This window comes from Streptococcus mitis, from assembly GCF_946190155.1.
Classification (GTDB): domain Bacteria; phylum Bacillota; class Bacilli; order Lactobacillales; family Streptococcaceae; genus Streptococcus; species Streptococcus mitis_CL.
In genome coordinates this window covers 1-19288 of record NZ_CAMHZL010000013.1, presented here as the reverse complement: position 1 = coordinate 19288, position 19288 = coordinate 1, and the positions used below count along the sequence as shown (strand labels likewise).

Genomic DNA, 19288 nt, shown 5'->3' with positions numbered 1-19288 from the left:
AAAAAATTACTGTAACAGTTTTTGATATAAAGGTAGGGATATGAACCGTTTTAAAAAATCAAAATATGTCATTATTGTTTTTGTCATTGTTCTGCTTGTGTCAGCTCTCTTAGCGACGACTTATTCAAGTACAATTGTGACAAAATTAGGAGATGGAATCTCATTGGTTGATAGAGTTGTACAAAAACCTTTTCAGTGGTTTGATTCTGCCAAATCAGATTTGGCTCATTTGACACGAACATATAATGAAAATGAAAGTTTGAAGAAACAGATTTATCAATTAGAAGTTAAATCAAATGAGGCGGAAAGTTTAAAGACCGAAAATGAACAACTGCGCCAATTGCTTGATATGAAGTCCAAGTTGCAAGCCACAAAGACTTTGGCAGCAGATGTTATTATGCGTTCTCCGGTATCTTGGAAGCAGGAATTGACCCTGGATGCAGGCAAATCAAAAGGGGCTTCTGAGAATATGTTAGCCATTGCAAATGGTGGTTTGATTGGGAGTGTTTCAAAAGTGGAGGACAACTCTACTATGGTCAACCTTCTGACAAATACGGAAAATGCTGATAAGATTTCTGTTAAAATTCAACATGGTTCTACTACAATTTATGGGATTATTGTTGGCTATGACAAGGAAAATGAAGTTCTCAAAATTAGTCAATTAAATAGTAGTGGCGATATTAGTGCAGGAGATAAGGTGACCACTGGTGGATTAGGAAACTTTAATGTTGCTGATATTCCTGTTGGTGAAGTGGTTGCTACAACGCATAGTACGGACTATTTGACACGAGAAGTAACTGTTAAATTGAGTGCAGATACTCATAATGTGAGTGTGATAGAATTAGTGGGGAATTCATAATGAGACAGCTGAAGCGGGTTGGAGTGTTTTTATTGCTTCCTTTCTTTGTTCTAATTGATGCCCATATTAGCCAGCTTTTGGGCTCATTATTTCCCCACGTGCAGTTAGCTAGTCATTTTCTATTTTTGTTTCTCTTATTTGAGACGATTGAAGTATCAGAGTATCTCTATTTAGCCTATTGTTTTGTAGTGGGTTTGGTTTATGACATTTACTTTTTCCACTTGATAGGGATTGCGACTCTGTTATTTGTCCTGTTGGGGGCATTTCTCCATAAATTTAATAGTGTTATTTTATTGAATCGTTGGACGAGAATGCTGGCAATTATTGTCATGACTTTTCTATTTGAGATGGGAGCTTATATACTTGCAATAGTGGTAGGTTTAACTGTGGATAGTATGTCTTTGTTTATAGTCTATAGTTTAGTACCATCAATGATTTTGAACCTTATATGGATGATTACTTTTCAGTTTATTTTTGAAAAATTTTACCTATAAGAAAGAAATAAAAATGTAACAAAGGCGTAATATTCATTAGGCCTTTTTTTGGTATACTAGTAATGTCTTTAAAAGAAGGAGTATCTACGAAATATGAAGAAAAAAATCTTAGCGTCACTTTTACTAAGTACAGTAATGGTTTCTCAAGCAGCTGTTTTAACAACTGCGCATGCAGAAACTACTGATGACAAAATTGCTGCTCAAGATAATAAAATTAGCAACTTAACAGCACAACAACAAGAAGCCCAAAAACAAGTTGATCAAGTTCAGGAGCAAGTATCTGCTATTCAAACAGAGCAATCAAACTTGCAATCTGAAAATGATAGACTACAAGAAGAATCTAAAAAGCTTGAGGGTGAAATTACAGAACTTTCTAAGAATATTGTATCTCGCAATGATTCATTACAAAAACAAGCTCGTAGTGCTCAAACAAATGGAGCTGCAACAAATTACATTAATACAATTGTAAACTCAAAATCAATTACAGAAGCTATTTCACGTGTTGCTGCAATGAGTGAAATCGTATCTGCAAACAACAAAATGTTGGAACAACAAAAAGCAGATAAAAAAGCTATTTCTGAAAAACAAGTAGCAAACAATGATGCAATTAATACAGTTATTGCAAATCAGCAAAAACTAGCTGATGATGCTCAATCATTAACTACAAAACAAGCTGAGTTGAAAGCTGCAGAATTGAATCTTGCTGCTGAAAAGGCTACTGCAGAGGATGAAAAAGCAAGTTTACTTGAGAAAAAAGCTGCAGCAGAAGCAGAAGCTAAAGCAGCAGCAGAAGCAGAAGCAGCTTATAAAGCTAAACAAGCAAGTCAACAACAAAAAGTCGTTGCTTCTGGAAATACAACTTTTACAGCAGAAGTTCAAGCAGTATCAACTACTTCTTCGTCATCTAGTTCGTCTGAATCATCTTCAAGTAGTGCTTCAGCGGAATCAACAAGCTATACTCCTGCACCAGTGAAACAACGTCCGACATACAGTACAAATGCATCAAGCTATCCTGTAGGTCAATGTACATGGGGAGTAAAAACTTTAGCACCATGGGCTGGTGATTACTGGGGTAATGGCGGTCAATGGGCTGCAAGTGCAGCAGCTGCAGGTTTCCGTACAGGTTCTACACCACAAGTTGGCGCGATTGCATGTTGGGATGATGGAGGATACGGTCACGTAGCAGTTGTTACAGCAGTTGAATCATCAACTCGTATTCAAGTTTCTGAGTGTAACTATGATGGAAGTGGAACTCAACCAATCGGAAATTATCGTGGATGGTTTAATCCGACAGCATCAAGAGGTACTGTAAGATACATTTATCCAAACTAATATACTGATTATTACTATACAAAGGGTGAGATCTTATTAATCTCACCCTTTGTATAGTGCTGGAAAAATTAATTTCATTATATAATTACTTGAACTTATTTTCTATTTTTATAATTATTTAATTAAAGTAAAATGAAATGTAGAGATTTAGTACGAGTGTAGCATGTTAATAAAAAATGGTTTCTAAGGGAGTCGGTGTTGAAGTTATGTTTAGGTATAAAATAAATGTTGATGCTAAAGAGTGGGATTTATTTTTAGAAAATCATCCTCAAGGAAATTTATTGCAGAGTAGTGATTGGTCCAAGATAAAGGATACTTGGGGGAACGAGAGAGTTGGCTTTTATAAAGATAATCAATTAGTTGGAGTAGCAAATATCTTAATTCAGCCGCTACCATTAGGACTTTCTATGTTTTATATTCCACGAGGTCCAGTAATTGACTATGAAGATAAAGAACTTCTAAAATTTGTTCTTTTAACGTTGAAAAAACTTGCTAAAAAAAGCCATGCAATAATGGTTAAATTTGACCCAAGTTTATTTATAAGTAGAGGTCTTATTGACCAAGAAACTGTCCAAAATTCTATGACTTTAGCAATTGTCGAAGAACTGAAAAAAAATAAAGTTTATTGGACAGGCTTAACAAAGGATATGGCAGAAAATATACAACCACGTTTTCAAGCTAATATTCATAAAGAAAATTTCTCACTGGATCAACTTTCTAAGTCTACTAGACAGGCCATCCGAACTGCAAGAAATAAAGGATTAGAAGTAAAATTTGGTGGACTTGATTTATTAGATGACTTTTCATTTTTAATGAAGAAAACAGAGTCTCGTAAGAATATCAGTTTACGAGGCAAAGATTATTATCAGAAGTTACTGGATACTTATCCTGATCACTCCTTTATCACACTGAGCTTTTTAAATCTACCTAATAGACTGAAAGAAGTTGAGCAACAATTCGAAAAGAATCTAAAAACAGAGCAGAAGTTTACAGATAAAACGAAAGAAGGTAAAATAAAAGAGAATCAGCAAGAGAGAAAACGATTAAAGGAAGAAATTTCTTTTCTTAAGAACCATATTGACAGAGGGGATAGTATTGTCCCATTGTCTGGTACTTTAACTATCGAATTTGGGAAAACTTCTGAGAACTTATATGCTGGAATGAATGAAGAATTTAGACACTATCAACCTGCTATTCCTACATGGTTTGAGACAGCACAACATTCTTTTGAACGAGGGGCTGAGACTCATAATATGGGTGGAATTGAAAACAATTTAGAGGGTGGGTTAATTAGCTTTAAATCCAAGTTTAATCCTACTATCGAGGAATTTGCTGGTGAGTTTAATTATCCAACTAGTTCATTATATTTTTTGTTTAATCTAGCTTATAAAATTCGTAAGAAACTTAGAAGTAGATAAGACAAACTAATTATTTTGCCACTATATTAAATTTAAAAAAATTTAGCTATTAGAGCATCCCAGCAGTATATGTTGGAAAGTTAGCAGAAATTACCTACTTTAAAAATCTACTAAAATGACTTGAAAATATTAAAAAAGTATGGTAAAATGAAACTTGTCGTGTGAACGATAATACTCATTCTTGATGAATTGTGAAACAGTTGCCCTTGGGTCGTTTTGCGAGTTGAAGTCAAGAAGAGGAAAAAAACAAAAAGGAGAAATACTCATGGCAGTAATTTCAATGAAACAACTTCTTGAGGCTGGTGTACACTTTGGTCACCAAACTCGTCGCTGGAACCCTAAGATGGCTAAGTACATCTTCACCGAACGTAACGGAATTCACGTTATCGACTTGCAACAAACTGTAAAATACGCTGACCAAGCTTACGATTTCATGCGTGATGCAGCAGCTAACGATGCAGTTGTATTGTTTGTTGGTACTAAGAAACAAGCAGCTGATGCAGTTGCTGAAGAAGCAGTACGTTCAGGTCAATACTTTATTAACCACCGTTGGTTGGGTGGAACTCTTACAAACTGGGGAACAATCCAAAAACGTATCGCTCGTTTGAAAGAAATCAAACGTATGGAAGAAGATGGAACTTTCGAAGTTCTTCCTAAGAAAGAAGTTGCACTTCTTAACAAACAACGTGCACGTCTTGAAAAATTCTTGGGTGGTATCGAAGATATGCCTCGTATCCCAGATGTTATGTACGTAGTTGACCCACATAAAGAGCAAATTGCTGTTAAAGAAGCTAAGAAATTGGGAATCCCAGTTGTAGCGATGGTTGACACAAACACTGATCCAGATGATATCGATGTAATCATCCCAGCTAACGATGATGCTATCCGCGCTGTTAAATTGATCACAGCTAAATTGGCTGACGCTATCATTGAAGGACGTCAAGGTGAAGATGCAGTAGCAGTTGAAGCAGAATTTGTAGCTTCTGAAGCTCAAGCAGATTCAATTGAAGAAATCGTTGAAGTTGTAGAAGGCGACAACGCTTAATTCATATAAATAGTAATTACCTAGGAGGGCGGGGCTTAGCCCGGCTCTCCTATTTTTAAAAAATATAGGAGAATCAAAATGGCAGAAATTACAGCTAAACTTGTAAAAGAGTTGCGTGAAAAATCTGGTGCCGGAGTTATGGACGCTAAAAAAGCGCTTGTAGAAACAGACGGTGATATCGAAAAAGCAATTGAATTGCTTCGTGAAAAGGGTATGGCTAAGGCAGCTAAGAAAGCTGACCGTGTTGCTGCAGAAGGTTTGACGGGTGTTTATGTTAACGGTAATGTTGCAGCAGTTATTGAAGTAAACGCTGAAACTGACTTCGTTGCGAAAAATGCTCAATTCGTTGAATTGGTAAATACTACAGCTAAAGTTATTGCTGAAGGAAAACCTGCTAATAATGAAGAAGCACTTGCTTTGACAATGCCTTCAGGTGAAACTCTTGAAGCTGCATACGTATCTGCAACAGCAACTATCGGAGAAAAAATCTCATTCCGTCGCTTTGCATTGATTGAAAAGACAGATGCACAACACTTTGGAGCTTACCAACATAACGGTGGACGTATCGGTGTTATTTCAGTTGTTGAAGGTGGAGACGAAGCACTTGCTAAACAATTGTCAATGCACATCGCAGCGATGAAACCAACAGTTCTTTCTTACAAAGAATTGGATGAGCAATTTGTTAAAGATGAGTTGGCACAATTGAACCACGTAATCGACCAAGACAACGAAAGCCGTGCAATGGTTAACAAACCAGCTCTTCCACACTTGAAGTATGGATCAAAAGCTCAATTGACTGATGAAGTGATTGCGCAAGCTGAAGCTGATATCAAAGCTGAATTGGCTGCAGAAGGTAAACCAGAAAAAATCTGGGACAAAATCATCCCAGGTAAAATGGATCGCTTCATGCTTGACAACACTAAAGTTGACCAAGCTTACACACTTCTTGCACAAGTATACATTATGGATGACAGCAAGACAGTTGAAGCATACCTTGAATCAGTTAACGCTTCAGTAGTTGAGTTCGCTCGCTTTGAAGTTGGTGAAGGTATCGAAAAAGCTGCAAACGACTTCGAAGCTGAAGTTGCAGCTACAATGGCAGCAGCCTTGAATAACTAATAATAAAAAGGAAGCTAAATTGCTTCCTTTTTTCTATGCAGTCGATCTTTATAGGGAGATGTTCCTATTTTTAAGGCATAAATAAAAAGCCCTATAAAAAGGGCTAAGTGTATTTAGGAGACTACACTTCAAATTCATAGAGTGCTGTAGAGAGATAACGTTCACCGTTATCTGGTGCTAGAGCAAGGACTTTCTTACCTGTACCTAATTTCTTGGCAACCTCGATGGCTCCGTAGATAGCTGCAGCTGAAGAAATACCAACAAGGAATCCTTCTTTTCCACCAATCTCACGGCCGAGTGCTAGTGCATCGTCTGATGTTACACGAACAATACCATCATAGGCATTTGTATCAAGTGTATCAGGAATAAATCCAGCTGAGATACCTTGAATTTTGTGTGGTCCAGGTTTTTCACCAGATAGAATAGCAGATTCGTCTGCCTCTACTGCAAAAACTTGAATGTTAGAATTTGCTGATTTGAGTGCATGAGAAACACCAGAAATGGTTCCACCGGTACCCACTCCAGCAACAAAGGCATCTAGTCCATCTTTACCGAAAGCAGCTAGTATTTCAGCTCCTGTTGTTCTTTCGTGTACTTCTGGATTTGCTGGGTTGTCAAATTGAAGAGGAAGGAAACCATCACGTTCAGCAGCGATTTCTTGAGCCTTAGCAATAGCACCTTTCATTCCTTCGCTACCAGGAGTAAGGACGAGTTCAGCACCATAGGCTTGGATAATCTTACGTCGTTCCACACTCATAGTTTCAGGCATAACGATAACAACTTTATACCCTTTAGCAGCCCCTACCCATGAAAGTCCAATACCAGTGTTTCCACTTGTTGCTTCAACAATAGTAGAACCAGGTTTCAGAATACCGTCTTGTTCAGCTTTTTCAATCATGCTAAGAGCAATACGGTCTTTTACAGAAGAACCAGGGTTAAATGCTTCAAGTTTTACATAGACATCTGCAGCACCTTCTGGCACAATGTTGTTGAGTTTAACAATCGGAGTTTGACCGATTAGTTCAGTAATGTTGTTATAAATAGACATATGAATACCTCTTTGTATAAGATATTTCTAGTATAACGCTATCTATACCATTTGTAAAATATAGAAATCCTATCGAAGTGATAGGATTTTTTTATATCACAGGTCTAATCCATTAATTTTTAAGCGATTGTGATAGGCTAATTCTAGTAAATAGGTGTAAAGTGGAACGATATCCGTTTTCTTAGGAAATCCAAATTTATGAGAACTAAAATGCTCATTATGCGCTTTTAGAAAGACATTTTCTAAATAAGTAATAGTAATTTCACTATCATCTATACCTGCTCCAGCAGTTTCCATTTCAACGTTAACAATGTTCATCAAAAAGATTGATTTAATAGACATCTTACGACCGGTAGCGCCTTGTTTATCTGTAAAGATAATACGTATATTTGTAAATATAATTGAGTCACGAATCAGTTTATATCCACTTTGAATTTCTTCATTTTCTAGTAGATATTGTCCATATTCTTTGATAAGAGTTTCTTTGTTTTGCTCGCTAAAGTTACCAGCGAGTCCTTGAATGAATTTTCCAAATGCCATATTTTTCTCCTTTGTTTACACTAAGTTTACAGCAACTTCAACTTCGCGTAAACCTTGATCCATTAAAGTGACTTTTCCATTAAAAAACTCTACAAGTGCAGCTTTAATATTCTCTTTTTCTTCTTTATCAACATAAATCATCGTATCGACTTGATCTGTAAAGTTTGTATCCAGTTCCATAATATCATGTTCCTTAAGAAAGTTACTATACTCTTGATACTGAGCGTAAGACATTTGAATAGCAATGCCAGCCTGTTCCTTTATTTCAATGATGCCAATTTCTTTGACAGCTAAGGCAACACTGCCAGCGTAAGCACGAATCAATCCTCCAGCGCCTAGCTTAATGCCTCCAAAGTAGCGTGTCACTACTACACAGACATTAGTAAGATTGTGATTTTCTAGTACCCCAAGCATAGGAACGCCAGCAGTCCCACTGGGCTCACCATCATCACTTGTACGTTTGATTTCACTACGTTCCCCAATAATGAAGGCAGAGCAGTTATGAGTAGCTTTGTAGTGCTCTTTCTTGATGGAAGTAATGAAGTCACGAGCCTCTTCTTCGCTATAAACACGCTTGGCATGACAGATAAAGCGGGATTTTTTGATTTCTTCTTGGACTTGTCCGTCCTCTTTAATTGTTCTAAATTCCATGATTTAATTGTACTAAAAAATCATCTAAAGCGCTAGGTTTTTACGAATAAAGAAGTATGAAAGTAAATCCAAATTATCTCAGTCGGTTGTTTACGGAGAATGAATTAACAGAAGAGGAACGTCAGTTGGCGGAGAAACTTCCAGCAATGAGAAAGGAGAAAGGGAAACTTTTCTGTCAACGTTGTGATAGTGCTATTTTAGATGAATGGTATTTGCCCATCGGTGCTTACTATTGTCGGGAGTGCTTAATTATGAAGAGAGTTAGGAGTGATCAATCTTTATACTATTTCCCACAGGAGGATTTTCCGAAGCAAGATGTTCTTAAATGGCGTGGTCAATTAACTCCTTTTCAAGAGAAGGTGTCAAAGGGATTGATTCAAGCGGTAGATAAGCAGGAACCAACCTTGGTTCACGCTGTAACAGGAGCTGGAAAGACAGAGATGATTTACCAAGTTGTGGCCAAAGTGATTGATGAAGGTGGTGCAGTTTGTTTGGCCAGCCCTAGAATCGATGTGTGTTTGGAGCTGTATAAGCGACTGCAAGATGATTTTGCTTGCGAGATAGCTTTACTACACGGAGAATCAGAACCATATTTTCGAACACCACTAGTTGTTGCAACGACTCATCAGCTGTTAAAATTTTATCATGCTTTTGATTTGCTAATAGTGGATGAAGTAGATGCTTTTCCTTATGTTGACAACCCTACGCTTTACCACGCTGTCAAGAATAGTGTAAAGGAGAATGGCTTGAGAATCTTTTTAACAGCAACTTCTACCGATGAGTTAGATAGGAAGGTTCGTATCGGAGAATTAAAACGATTGAGTTTGCCTAGACGGTTTCATGGAAATCCTTTGATTATTCCTAAACCTGTCTGGTTATCGGATTTTAATCACTGTTTAGATAAAAATCGGTTGTCACCAAAGTTAAAGTTTTATATTGAGAAACAGAGAAAGACAGGTTATCCGTTACTCATTTTTGCTTCAGAAATTAAGAAAGGGGAGCAATTAAAAGAAGTCTTACAGAAGGAATTTTCGCATGAGAAAATTGGTTTTGTGTCTTCAGTTACGGAAGATCGATTAGAGCAGGTGCAAGCTTTTCGAGATGGAGAACTGACAATACTTATCAGTACGACAATCTTGGAGCGTGGAGTTACCTTCCCTTGTGTGGATGTTTTTGTAGTAGAAGCCAACCATCGTCTGTTTACCAAATCTAGTTTGATTCAGATTGGTGGACGAGTTGGACGAAGCATGGATAGACCGACAGGAGATTTGCTTTTCTTCCATGACGGGTTAAATGCTTCAATCAAAAAGGCAATTAAGGAAATTCAACAGATGAATAAGGAGGCGGGTCTATGAAGTGTTTATTATGTGGGCAGACTATGAAGGCTGTTTTAACTTTCAGTAGTCTTTTACTTCTGAAGAATGATGCCTCCTGTCTTTGTTTAGATTGTGATTCTACTTTTGATAGGATTGGAGAAGAGAACTGTCCAAACTGTATGAAAACAGGATTGTCAACAAAGTGTCAAGATTGTCAATTTTGGTGTAAAGAAGGAGTTGAAGTCAGTCATAGAGCGATTTTTATTTACAATCAAGCTATGAAGGATTTTTTCAGTCGGTATAAGTTTGATGGAGACTTCCTTTTAAGAAAAGTCTTTGCTTCAGTTTTAAGTGAGGAGTTAAAAAAGTACAAAGAGTATCAATTTGTTGTAATTCCCCTAAGTCCTGAAAGATTGCTCGAGAGGGGATTTAACCAGGTTGAAGGTTTAGTTGAAGCAGCAGGGTTCTCTTTTCAAGACTTACTAGAGAAGAGAGAAGAGCGAGCTAGTTCTTCCAAAAATCGTTCAGAACGCTTGGCAACAGAACTTCCCTTCTTTGTCAAAAGTGGAGTCACTATTCCTAAAAAAATCGTACTTATAGATGATATCTATACTACTGGAACAACTATAAATCGTATGAAGAAACTGTTGGAAGAAGCTGGTGCTGAGGATGTAAAAACATTTTCCCTTGTAAGATGAGGAAAAAATTTGCAAAAACAAAATGAAAGCGTTATAATGAAATCAGAAAAACAAAAACGTTTAGAAAGAAGGTACTCATATGATTAAATATAGTATCCGTGGTGAAAACCTAGAAGTAACAGAAGCAATTCGTGATTATGTAGTTTCTAAACTCGAAAAGATCGAAAAGTATTTTCAAGCTGAACAAGAGTTGGATGCTCGAGTTAACTTGAAGGTGTATCGTGAAAAAACGGCTAAAGTGGAGGTGACGATTCCGCTTGGCTCAATTACTCTTCGTGCAGAAGATGTGTCTCAAGATATGTATGGTTCAATTGACCTTGTAACCGATAAAATTGAACGTCAGATTCGTAAAAATAAAACAAAAATCGAGCGTAAAAATAAAAATAAGGTAGCAACTAGTCAATTATTTACAGATGCTTTGGTGGAAGATACAAATGTTGCCCAATCCAGAGTTGTTCGTTCAAAACAAATTGATTTAAAACCAATGGATTTGGAAGAAGCTATTCTACAGATGGATTTGTTGGGACATGATTTCTTTATCTATGTGGATGTTGAAGATCAGACAACCAATGTGATTTATCGTCGTGAAGATGGCGAGATTGGCTTGTTAGAAGTTAAAGAATCTTAATTTCAATATGTGTAAAGGAAGGTTTACTAAATTGTAAACCTCCTTTTTCTTATAATTGATAGAATTACTGATTACACTTTTAAAAAGTCGCTTTTTGGTGGTTATTATGGTATAATGGGTGCCAAGAGGTTTGGAATGAAAAAATTTTATGTAAGTCCTATTTTCCCCTTAATATTAGGAATAGTGGCGTTCGGAGTGCTATCTGTGCAACTTGTTTTTGTAACGAATACACTGGTAACGCTATTTCTTTTGCTACTTATTTTGGGTTCATATATTTTACTATTCATCCATCAGAGAGACTACTACTCAAAGAGTGAAGTAGAACAAATCCAGTATGTAAACCACCAAGCTGAAGATAGTTTGACAACTTTGTTAGAACAGATGCCTGTCGGAGTTATTAAACTAGACTTATCGTCAGGTGAAGTTGAATGGTTCAATCCTTACGCTGAATTGATTTTGACTAATGAAGTGGGGGAGATTGATGTTGCATTAATTCAAACAATTATAAAGGCGTCTGTGGGGAATCCAGGTTCTTATGCCACCTTGGGTGAGACTCGCTATTCGGTTCATATGGACAAGGTATCTGGTGTTCTTTACTTCTTTGATGTGTCTGGAGAATACGAAGCGACTGTTGAGTTAGTGACGAGTCGTCCGGTTATTGGAATTGTTTCCGTTGATAACTATGACGATTTAGAAGATGCGACATCGGAGTCTGACATTAGTCATATTAACAGTTTTGTAGCCAATTTTGTTTCAGAATTTGCTGGGAAGCATGCCATGTTCTCCCGTCGAGTAAGTATGGATCGTTTTTATCTGTTTACGGACTACACGGTGCTTGAGGGCTTGATGAATGATAAATTTTCTGTTATTGATGCATTCAGAGAAGAGTCGAAACAGAGACAGTTGCCCTTGACCTTAAGTATGGGATTTTCTTATGGTGATGGAAATCATGATGAGATAGGGAAAGTTGCATTGCTCAACTTGAACTTGGCTGAAGTGCGTGGTGGCGACCAAGTGGTTGTTAAGGAAAACGACGAGACGAAAAATCCAGTTTATTTTGGTGGTGGGTCTGCTGCCTCAATCAAACGTACACGGACTCGTACGCGTGCTATGATGACGGCTATTTCAGATAAGGTTCGTAGTGTGGATCAGGTTTTTGTAGTTGGTCACAAAAATCTAGATATGGATGCTCTTGGCTCTGCTGTAGGTATGCAGTTGTTTGCCAGCAATGTGACTGAAAATAGTTATGCTATTTATGACGAAGAACAAATGTCGCCGGATATTGAACGAGCTGTTTCATTCTTAGAAAAAGAAGGAGTTACAAAGTTGTTGTCTGTTAAGGACGCAATGGGGATGGTGACCAATCGTTCTTTGTTGATTCTTGTAGACCATTCAAAGACAGCTTTAACTTTATCAAAAGATTTTTATGATTTATTTACCCAAACCATCGTCATCGACCACCACAGACGGGATCAGGATTTCCCAGATAATGCAGTTATCACTTATATCGAAAGTGGTGCAAGTAGTGCCAGTGAGTTGGTAACGGAATTGATTCAGTTCCAGAATTCTAAGAAGAATCGTTTGAGTCGTATGCAAGCAAGTGTTTTAATGGCTGGTATGATGTTGGATACTAAAAATTTCACCTCACGAGTGACTAGTCGGACATTTGATGTTGCTAGCTATCTCAGAACGAGAGGAAGTGATAGTATTGCTATCCAAGAAATTGCTGCGACAGATTTTGAAGAATATCGTGAGGTCAATGAACTGATTTTACAAGGGCGTAAATTAGGTTCAGATGTACTAATAGCAGAGGCTAAGGACTCGAAATGTTATGATACAGTTGTTATTAGTAAGGCAGCAGATGCCATGTTAGCTATGTCAGGTATTGAAGCGAGTTTTGTTCTTGCGAAGAATACACAAGGATTTATCTCTATCTCAGCTCGCAGTCGCAGTAAGCTGAATGTACAACGGATTATGGAAGAGCTGGGAGGTGGAGGCCACTTTAATTTGGCAGCAGCTCAAATTAAGGATTCAACCTTGTCAGAAGCAGGTGAAAAACTGACAGAAATTGTATTAAATGAAATAAAGGAAAAGGAGAAAGAAGAATGAAAGTAATCTTTTTAGCAGATGTTAAAGGAAAAGGAAAAAAAGGCGAAATTAAGGAAGTACCAACAGGGTATGCGCAAAACTTTCTTATCAAAAAGAATCTAGCCAAAGAAGCGACTGCTCAAGCTGTAGGTGAACTTCGTGGTAAACAAAAATCTGAAGAGAAAGCTCACGCTGAGATGATTGCAGAAGCAAAAGCAATTAAAGCCCAACTTGAAGCAGAAGAAACTGTTGTAGAATTTGTTGAAAAAGTTGGTCCAGATGGCCGTACTTTTGGTTCAATTACGAATAAGAAGATTGCAGAAGAATTGCAAAAGCAATTTGGAATTAAGATTGATAAACGTCATATCCAAGTGCAAGCTCCGATTCGGGCGGTTGGTTTGATTGATGTGTCAGTGAAAATCTATCAAGATATCACAAGTGTGATCAATCTTCGTGTGAAAGAAGGGTAAATTTACACTTTCTTGACAAGATTGTAAAAGGAAGGGAAGTCTGATGGCAGAAGTAGAAGAGTTACGAGTACAACCTCAAGATATCTTAGCTGAGCAATCCGTTTTAGGGGCTATCTTTATTGACGAGAGTAAGCTTGTTTTTGTGCGAGAATATATTGAGTCTCGGGACTTTTTTAAGTATGCCCATCGATTGATTTTCCAAGCTATGGTTGATTTATCCGACCGTGGCGATGCTATAGATGCAACAACGGTTCGTACCATTCTGGATAATCAAGGTGATTTACAGAATATTGGTGGCCTGTCTTACCTAGTTGAGATTGTCAATTCTGTGCCAACTTCTGCTAATGCGGAGTATTATGCTAAAATTGTTGCAGAAAAGGCTATGCTACGGCGATTAATCGCCAAGTTGACAGAGTCTGTCAATCAAGCTTACGAGGCTTCGCAACCAGCTGATGAAATCATTGCTCAGGCAGAAAAAGGCCTGATTGATGTCAGCGAAAATGCTAATCGAAGTGGATTTAAGAACATTAGAGATGTGTTGAATATCAACTTTGGAAATCTGGAAGCTCGCTCGCAACAAACGACCGATATTACAGGTATTGCGACAGGCTATCGTGACCTGGATCATATGACGACTGGACTTCATGAGGAGGAGTTGATTATCCTAGCAGCCCGTCCGGCGGTTGGTAAGACAGCCTTTGCCTTGAATATTGCTCAGAATATTGGGACTAAGTTGGACAAAACGGTTGCTATTTTTTCACTGGAAATGGGTGCGGAAAGTCTAGTGGATCGTATGTTGGCGGCAGAAGGTTTGGTGGAATCGCATTCTATCCGTACGGGTCAATTGACTGATGAGGAGTGGCAAAAATATACTATTGCTCAAGGGAATCTAGCTAATGCAAGTATCTATATCGATGATACCCCAGGAATTCGGATTACAGAGATTCGTTCTCGTTCTCGTAAACTGGCTCAAGAAACTGGTAATCTTGGTTTGATTTTGATAGACTATTTGCAGCTTATCACGGGAACTGGTCGGGAAAATCGTCAACAAGAGGTTTCAGAAATTTCACGTCAGTTGAAAATTTTAGCTAAGGAACTGAAGGTTCCAGTAATCGCTCTAAGTCAGCTTTCTCGTGGTGTAGAACAACGTCAGGATAAGAGACCGGTCTTGTCTGATATTCGTGAATCTGGGTCTATTGAGCAGGATGCTGATATCGTAGCCTTTCTTTATCGCGACGATTACTATGAGCGTGGTGGAGAAGAAGAGGAAGGCATACCGAATAATAAGGTAGAAGTTATTATCGAGAAAAACCGTAGTGGAGCTCGTGGAACGGTGGAATTAATTTTCCAAAAAGAATACAATAAATTTTCAAGTATCTCAAAGAGGGAGGCATAAGATGTCAGATGCATTTACAGATGTAGCCAAGATGAAAAAAATAAAAGAAGAAATCAAGGCACATGAGGGACAAGTCGTAGAAATGACTTTGGAGAATGGTCGTAAGCGCCAAAAAAATAGATTGGGTAAGCTAATTGAGGTTTATCCATCCCTATTTATCGTTGAATTTGGGAACGTTGAAGGAGATAAACAAGCTAATGTTTACGTTGAATCCTTCACTTACTCAGATATCCTTACAGAAAAGAATTTGATTCATTATCTTGACTAAAGTGAGAAATTTTCTCACTTTTTCTTTTTTCTCCGAATAGTTTAAGTGAAGGTAATCTTCGATTTATATTATTTTTCAAGGAGGAAGAATGAAAAGTTCACCATTTAAAGTAACAGAGTCAGGATTTTCTATTAGAAAGTCAGTTAAAAAGGTTGTTCCTTTTTTAGTAGTAGGGCTGATGTTGTCGGCTGGAGAAAGTGTTCATGCAAACAGTTCTTATGCTCGTGGAGATGATTATCCTGCTTATTATAAAAATGGGAGTCAGAGTATTGATAAGTGGAGGATGTATTCTCGTCAGTGTACTTCATTTGCTGCTTTTCGCTTGAGTGGAGTAAATGGTTTTGAGCTTCCAGGAGCTTATGGTAATGCTGGTGAATGGGGTTATCGTGCTCGTCGTGAAGGTTATCGTGTCGATAATAAACCAGCAATTGGAGCTATTGCTTGGTCTACTGCAGGAGGTTATGGTCATGTTGCTTGGGTTTCAAATGTGATGGGAGATAATATAGAAATTGAGGAATATAACTATGATTATAAAGGTAATTATAATAAACGAATTGTAAAAGCAAACAAGATGACCGGTTTTATTCATTTTAAAGATTTATCAAGCAATTCTAAAGAAGTCCCAAGCAGTTCAAAAGATTCGACAAGCAATCATGTTGTGACCAGTCAATCGTCATCTTTGATGAGAGGAACTCATTATTTTAAGGTGGAGACTCCTATTAAAGATCAACCATTATTGAATGCAACTCCACTTGCATATTATTCTCCAGGTGAGAGTGTTCATTATGATCAGGTGATTGAAAAAGATGGCTACAAATGGTTAAGTTACATTTCGTATAGTGGAAATCGTCGTTATATTCAGTTGGAGGGAGTGACTTCGTCACAGAATCAATCAGTAAATAAATCTAATCATGGTTCAAATAATGGATTGACTGTGGGTTGGAAGAAAATAAATGGTAGTTGGTATTATTTCAAATCAGATGGTTCTAAGGCGACGGGATGGTTGAAAGATGGTTCTACCTGGTATTATTTGAAATCATCTGGTGAAATGCAGACAGGATGGTTAAAGGAAAATGGGGTTTGGTATTATCTGGATAGTTCAGGGGCAATGAAAACAGGCTGGTATCAAGTTTCTGGTAAGTGGTATTATTCTTACTCTTCAGGTGAGCTAGCTGTTAATACAATAGTAGACGGTTATACTGTAAATCATAATGGTGAGTGGGTTTAATTTTAAGTAATTGAATCTGAACAGGAGAGAAATCTCCTGTTTTTTTGTTTAAAATAGAGTTTTTATGAAGAATTAAGATATCTGAATTGAATTCAAAACTATAATTTACTATAGAAAATGAAAAGAATGAAAAGAAAGAAAAAAGAAAGCTAGTAAAATATGCTTTACTTTCTTGAGAATTTTCCATGTTTTTGAAATATAATATATCAATAACAAAGTATATATAATATAATGTATACCTTGATTTCACTCAAAAAAAGGTTTATAATGTACATAAATATGATTCTTAAAAAGAGGTACACAAGATGAACAAAAAGAAAATGATTTTAACTAGCTTAGCAAGTGTTGCTGTTTTGGGAGCGGCATTTGTTGCATCTCAACCGTCAGTCGTGAAAGCTGATGGCAAACCAGTAGCTACTCAACCTGCTGGAGATTCTCAGCCTACACCTGCGGCTGAAACTCCAAAAACTGAAGTAGAAAAAGCTAAAGAAGCTGAAAAAGAAGCTAACGCTAAAGTTGATGAAGCTCAAGCAAAAGTAGATACGACAACTACTGCAGCTGATGAAGCAACTACTAAGCTTGAAGCAGAGAAAAAAGAAGCAGCAGAAGCTGATGCTGCAAAAATTAAAGCTGAAGAAGCTAAAAAAACTGCTGATGATGAACTAGCTGCTGCTAAAGAAAAAGCTGCCGAAGCTGATGTTAAAGCTAAAGAAGAAGCTAAAAAAGAAGAAGACGCTAAAAAAGAAGAGGCTGAAGCTAAAGAAACTTTAACTGAAGCTTTGAAACAAATTCCTGATAACGAATTGCTTGACAAAAAAGCAAAAGAAGAATTATTAAATGCTGTAGAAGCTGGTGATTTAAAAGCTGGTGATGTTCTTGCTGAATTAGCAGATGATAACGAAAAAGCTGAAGCTAATAAAGAAACTGAGAAAAAATTAAGAAATAAAGACCAAGCTGCTACTGCTGATGCTGGTGCAACTCAAGCTAACCCTTCAACTAAAGATCAACTTCCAGAAGATATTAAAGCTGGGATTGACAAAGCTGAAAAAGCTGATGCTGCTCGTCCTGCATCAGAAAAACTTCAAGATAAAGCTGATGATTTAGGTGAAAATGTTGATGAGCTTAAAAAAGAAGCGGATGCATTAAAATCTGAAGAAGATAAAAAAGCTGATACATTAACTAAGAGAGATGAAACTCTACAAAAAACTAAAAAAGCTCTTGAAACAGCAAAAGCAAATGGTTCATCTGAAGAAATTGTTAAAATTTTAGAAGATGTTGCTAAAAAAGCAGAAGCAGCTCGTGATGCTGCACAAAATGACTTTGATCAAGCTGCTTTAGATACTAAAGCTGTTGCTGACGAATTAAACAAACTTACTGATGAGTACAACAAAACTCTAGAAGAAGTGAAAGCTGCTAAAGAAAAAGAAGCGAACGAGCCAGCTAAACCAGTAGAAGAAGAGCCAGCTAAACCAGCAGAGAAAACAGAAGCTGAAAAAGCTGCTGAAGCTAAAGCAGAAGCGGATGCTAAAGTTGCTGAATTAGAGAAAAAAGTTGCTGAAGAAGCTAAAAAAGTTGAGGAAGATACTGCTAAAGCTGAAAAAGAAGCTGCTGACGTAACTGCTGCTCAAACTAAAAAAGAAGAAGCTGAAAAAGCTAAAGCTGACGCAGAAGCTGAATTAGCCAAAGCTAAAGAAGAAGCTGAAAAAGCAAAAGCTAAAGTTGAAGAAGAAGTTAAAAAAGAAGAAGAGGCTAAAAAAGAAGAAGCTGAAACTAAAACAGCTCTTAAAGACGCTTTAGATCAACTTGAAGAAGATGCGATTGCAGAAATCCATAAAGATGCAAGTATAACTGATAAAGAAAAAGCAATAGCTGATAAAAAAGCTGAAATTGGTAAAGAAGCTATTCTAGATGCCGTTGAAAAAGGTGATTTATCTGCTAAAGATATTCTAAAAGAATTAGAAAACGACTATAACACTAGAAACAAAGCTCCTGAAAAAGTTGATGAAACTAAAAAATTAGATGCTGAAGAAGCTAAAAAAATTGATGAAGCTGCTAAAAAAGAAGCTTCTAAACCAATCGTTAAAAAACTTACAGATATTGCTGATGATTTAGCTGAAAAAATTGAAAAATTAACTAAAGAAGCTGATAAAGATAAAGCAGATGCTGCTGAAAAAGCTAAGGCAGTAGAAGAGAAAAATGCTGCCTTAGATAAACAAAAAGAAACCTTAGAAAAAGCTAAAGTTGCTCTTGAAACAGCTAAAACGAATAAAGCTGATCAAGATGTTATCGATAAATTACAAGATGCTGTAACTAAACTAGAAGGTTCTGTCGCTTCTGCTAAAGCTTCTGTTGATGAAGCTCAAGCTAAATTTGACGAAGTTAACGAATCATTACAAGCGCGTAAAAATGCAATCGATACACTAACTGACGATTACAACGCAACTTTAGGTTATATCGAAAACTTAAAAGAAGTTCCTAAAGGTGAAGAACCTAAAGATTTCAGTGGTGGCGTAAGTGATGATGAAGCACCTACTGAGCCTGCTAAGGAAGCAGATGAAGTTCCAACTGTTCCTGATGCTCCAGAATTCACTGGTGGGGTAAATCCTGCTGACGCTCCTTCTGACGATGCTAAACAACCTGACGAAGTACCAACTGCTCCTAATGCTCCAGAATTTAATGGTGGAGTAAAT

At 37.2% G+C, this 19288-nt stretch carries 18 protein-coding genes; 15 read left to right on the top strand and 3 right to left on the bottom strand.

Going from position 1 to position 19288, the window contains the following annotated elements; genetic code table 11:
* The first annotated feature begins 40 nt into the window (after positions 1–40).
* From mreC to tsf, 6 genes are all read left to right on the top strand, one after another.
* Complete coding sequence (mreC, locus tag N8O80_RS09005; protein ID WP_049487611.1) at positions 41–859, top strand: rod shape-determining protein MreC; 819 nt, start codon at positions 41–43, stop codon at positions 857–859.
* Positions 859–1353, top strand: a complete 495-nt coding sequence (gene mreD, locus N8O80_RS09000) for a rod shape-determining protein MreD (RefSeq protein ID WP_042751844.1) — start codon at positions 859–861, stop codon at positions 1351–1353. The genes mreC and mreD overlap by 1 nt, the downstream gene beginning before the upstream one ends.
* 93 nt (positions 1354–1446) lie before the next feature.
* Positions 1447–2685 carry a peptidoglycan hydrolase PcsB gene (gene pcsB / locus N8O80_RS08995; RefSeq protein ID WP_261028010.1) on the top strand — a complete coding sequence of 413 codons (1239 nt, stop codon included), beginning with the start codon at positions 1447–1449 and terminating at the stop codon, positions 2683–2685.
* Positions 2686–2891: 206 nt separating this feature from the next.
* The gene (locus N8O80_RS08990) at positions 2892–4103 is read left to right on the top strand and encodes an aminoacyltransferase (RefSeq protein ID WP_064276860.1); all 1212 of its coding nucleotides are present in this window, start codon (positions 2892–2894) and stop codon (positions 4101–4103) included.
* Between the two features lie 265 nt (positions 4104–4368).
* Positions 4369–5148, top strand: a complete 780-nt coding sequence (rpsB, locus tag N8O80_RS08985) for a 30S ribosomal protein S2 (protein WP_000268469.1) — start codon at positions 4369–4371, stop codon at positions 5146–5148.
* Between the two features lie 78 nt (positions 5149–5226).
* Positions 5227–6267, top strand: a complete 1041-nt coding sequence (gene tsf / locus N8O80_RS08980; RefSeq protein ID WP_033682512.1) for a translation elongation factor Ts — start codon at positions 5227–5229, stop codon at positions 6265–6267.
* A gap of 121 nt (positions 6268–6388) precedes the next feature.
* On the opposite strand, the gene cysK is transcribed toward tsf, so the two are convergent.
* The 3 genes from cysK to N8O80_RS08965 all read right to left on the bottom strand — a co-directional run bounded on the left by cysK (position 6389) and on the right by N8O80_RS08965 (position 8506).
* Positions 6389–7315 carry a cysteine synthase A gene (gene cysK, locus N8O80_RS08975; RefSeq protein ID WP_000029880.1) on the bottom strand — a complete coding sequence of 309 codons (927 nt, stop codon included), beginning with the start codon at positions 7313–7315 and terminating at the stop codon, positions 6389–6391.
* Positions 7316–7411: 96 nt separating this feature from the next.
* Positions 7412–7855 carry a PH domain-containing protein gene (locus N8O80_RS08970; RefSeq protein WP_261028007.1) on the bottom strand — a complete coding sequence of 148 codons (444 nt, stop codon included), beginning with the start codon at positions 7853–7855 and terminating at the stop codon, positions 7412–7414.
* 15 nt (positions 7856–7870) lie between these two features.
* Complete coding sequence (locus N8O80_RS08965) at positions 7871–8506, bottom strand: YigZ family protein (RefSeq protein WP_261028006.1); 636 nt, start codon at positions 8504–8506, stop codon at positions 7871–7873.
* Positions 8507–8562: 56 nt separating this feature from the next.
* Here N8O80_RS08965 and N8O80_RS08960 point away from each other — a divergent pair, with 56 nt between their 5' ends.
* The 9 genes from N8O80_RS08960 to N8O80_RS08920 all read left to right on the top strand — a co-directional run.
* The gene (locus N8O80_RS08960) at positions 8563–9861 is read left to right on the top strand and encodes an ATP-dependent helicase ComFA (RefSeq protein WP_261028003.1); all 1299 of its coding nucleotides are present in this window, start codon (positions 8563–8565) and stop codon (positions 9859–9861) included.
* Positions 9858–10520, top strand: a complete 663-nt coding sequence (locus N8O80_RS08955; protein WP_261028000.1) for a ComF family protein — start codon at positions 9858–9860, stop codon at positions 10518–10520. Before N8O80_RS08960 ends, N8O80_RS08955 begins: the two co-directional genes overlap by 4 nt.
* Positions 10521–10599: 79 nt before the next feature.
* Positions 10600–11148, top strand: coding sequence for a ribosome hibernation-promoting factor, HPF/YfiA family (hpf, locus tag N8O80_RS08950; protein ID WP_000599102.1), 549 nt, complete (start codon positions 10600–10602; stop codon positions 11146–11148).
* 135 nt (positions 11149–11283) lie between these two features.
* Positions 11284–13257, top strand: coding sequence for a DHH family phosphoesterase (locus tag N8O80_RS08945; RefSeq protein ID WP_120770772.1), 1974 nt, complete (start codon positions 11284–11286; stop codon positions 13255–13257).
* Positions 13254–13706, top strand: a complete 453-nt coding sequence (rplI, locus tag N8O80_RS08940; protein ID WP_120770773.1) for a 50S ribosomal protein L9 — start codon at positions 13254–13256, stop codon at positions 13704–13706. The genes N8O80_RS08945 and rplI overlap by 4 nt, the downstream gene beginning before the upstream one ends.
* Before the next feature lie 43 nt (positions 13707–13749).
* Entirely contained in the window at positions 13750–15102 is a 1353-nt protein-coding gene (dnaB, locus tag N8O80_RS08935; protein WP_120770774.1) for a replicative DNA helicase, read from the top strand.
* Between the two features lies 1 nt (position 15103).
* Positions 15104–15370, top strand: coding sequence for a Veg family protein (locus N8O80_RS08930; protein ID WP_001278169.1), 267 nt, complete (start codon positions 15104–15106; stop codon positions 15368–15370).
* An 88-nt stretch (positions 15371–15458) separates the two neighbouring features.
* Positions 15459–16598: an SH3 domain-containing protein gene (locus tag N8O80_RS08925; protein WP_120770775.1), complete on the top strand. Its 1140-nt coding sequence runs from the start codon at positions 15459–15461 to the stop codon at positions 16596–16598.
* A 305-nt stretch (positions 16599–16903) separates the two neighbouring features.
* On the top strand, positions 16904–19288 hold a 2385-nt coding region (locus tag N8O80_RS08920), incomplete at its 3' end, for a maebl (RefSeq protein WP_261027996.1).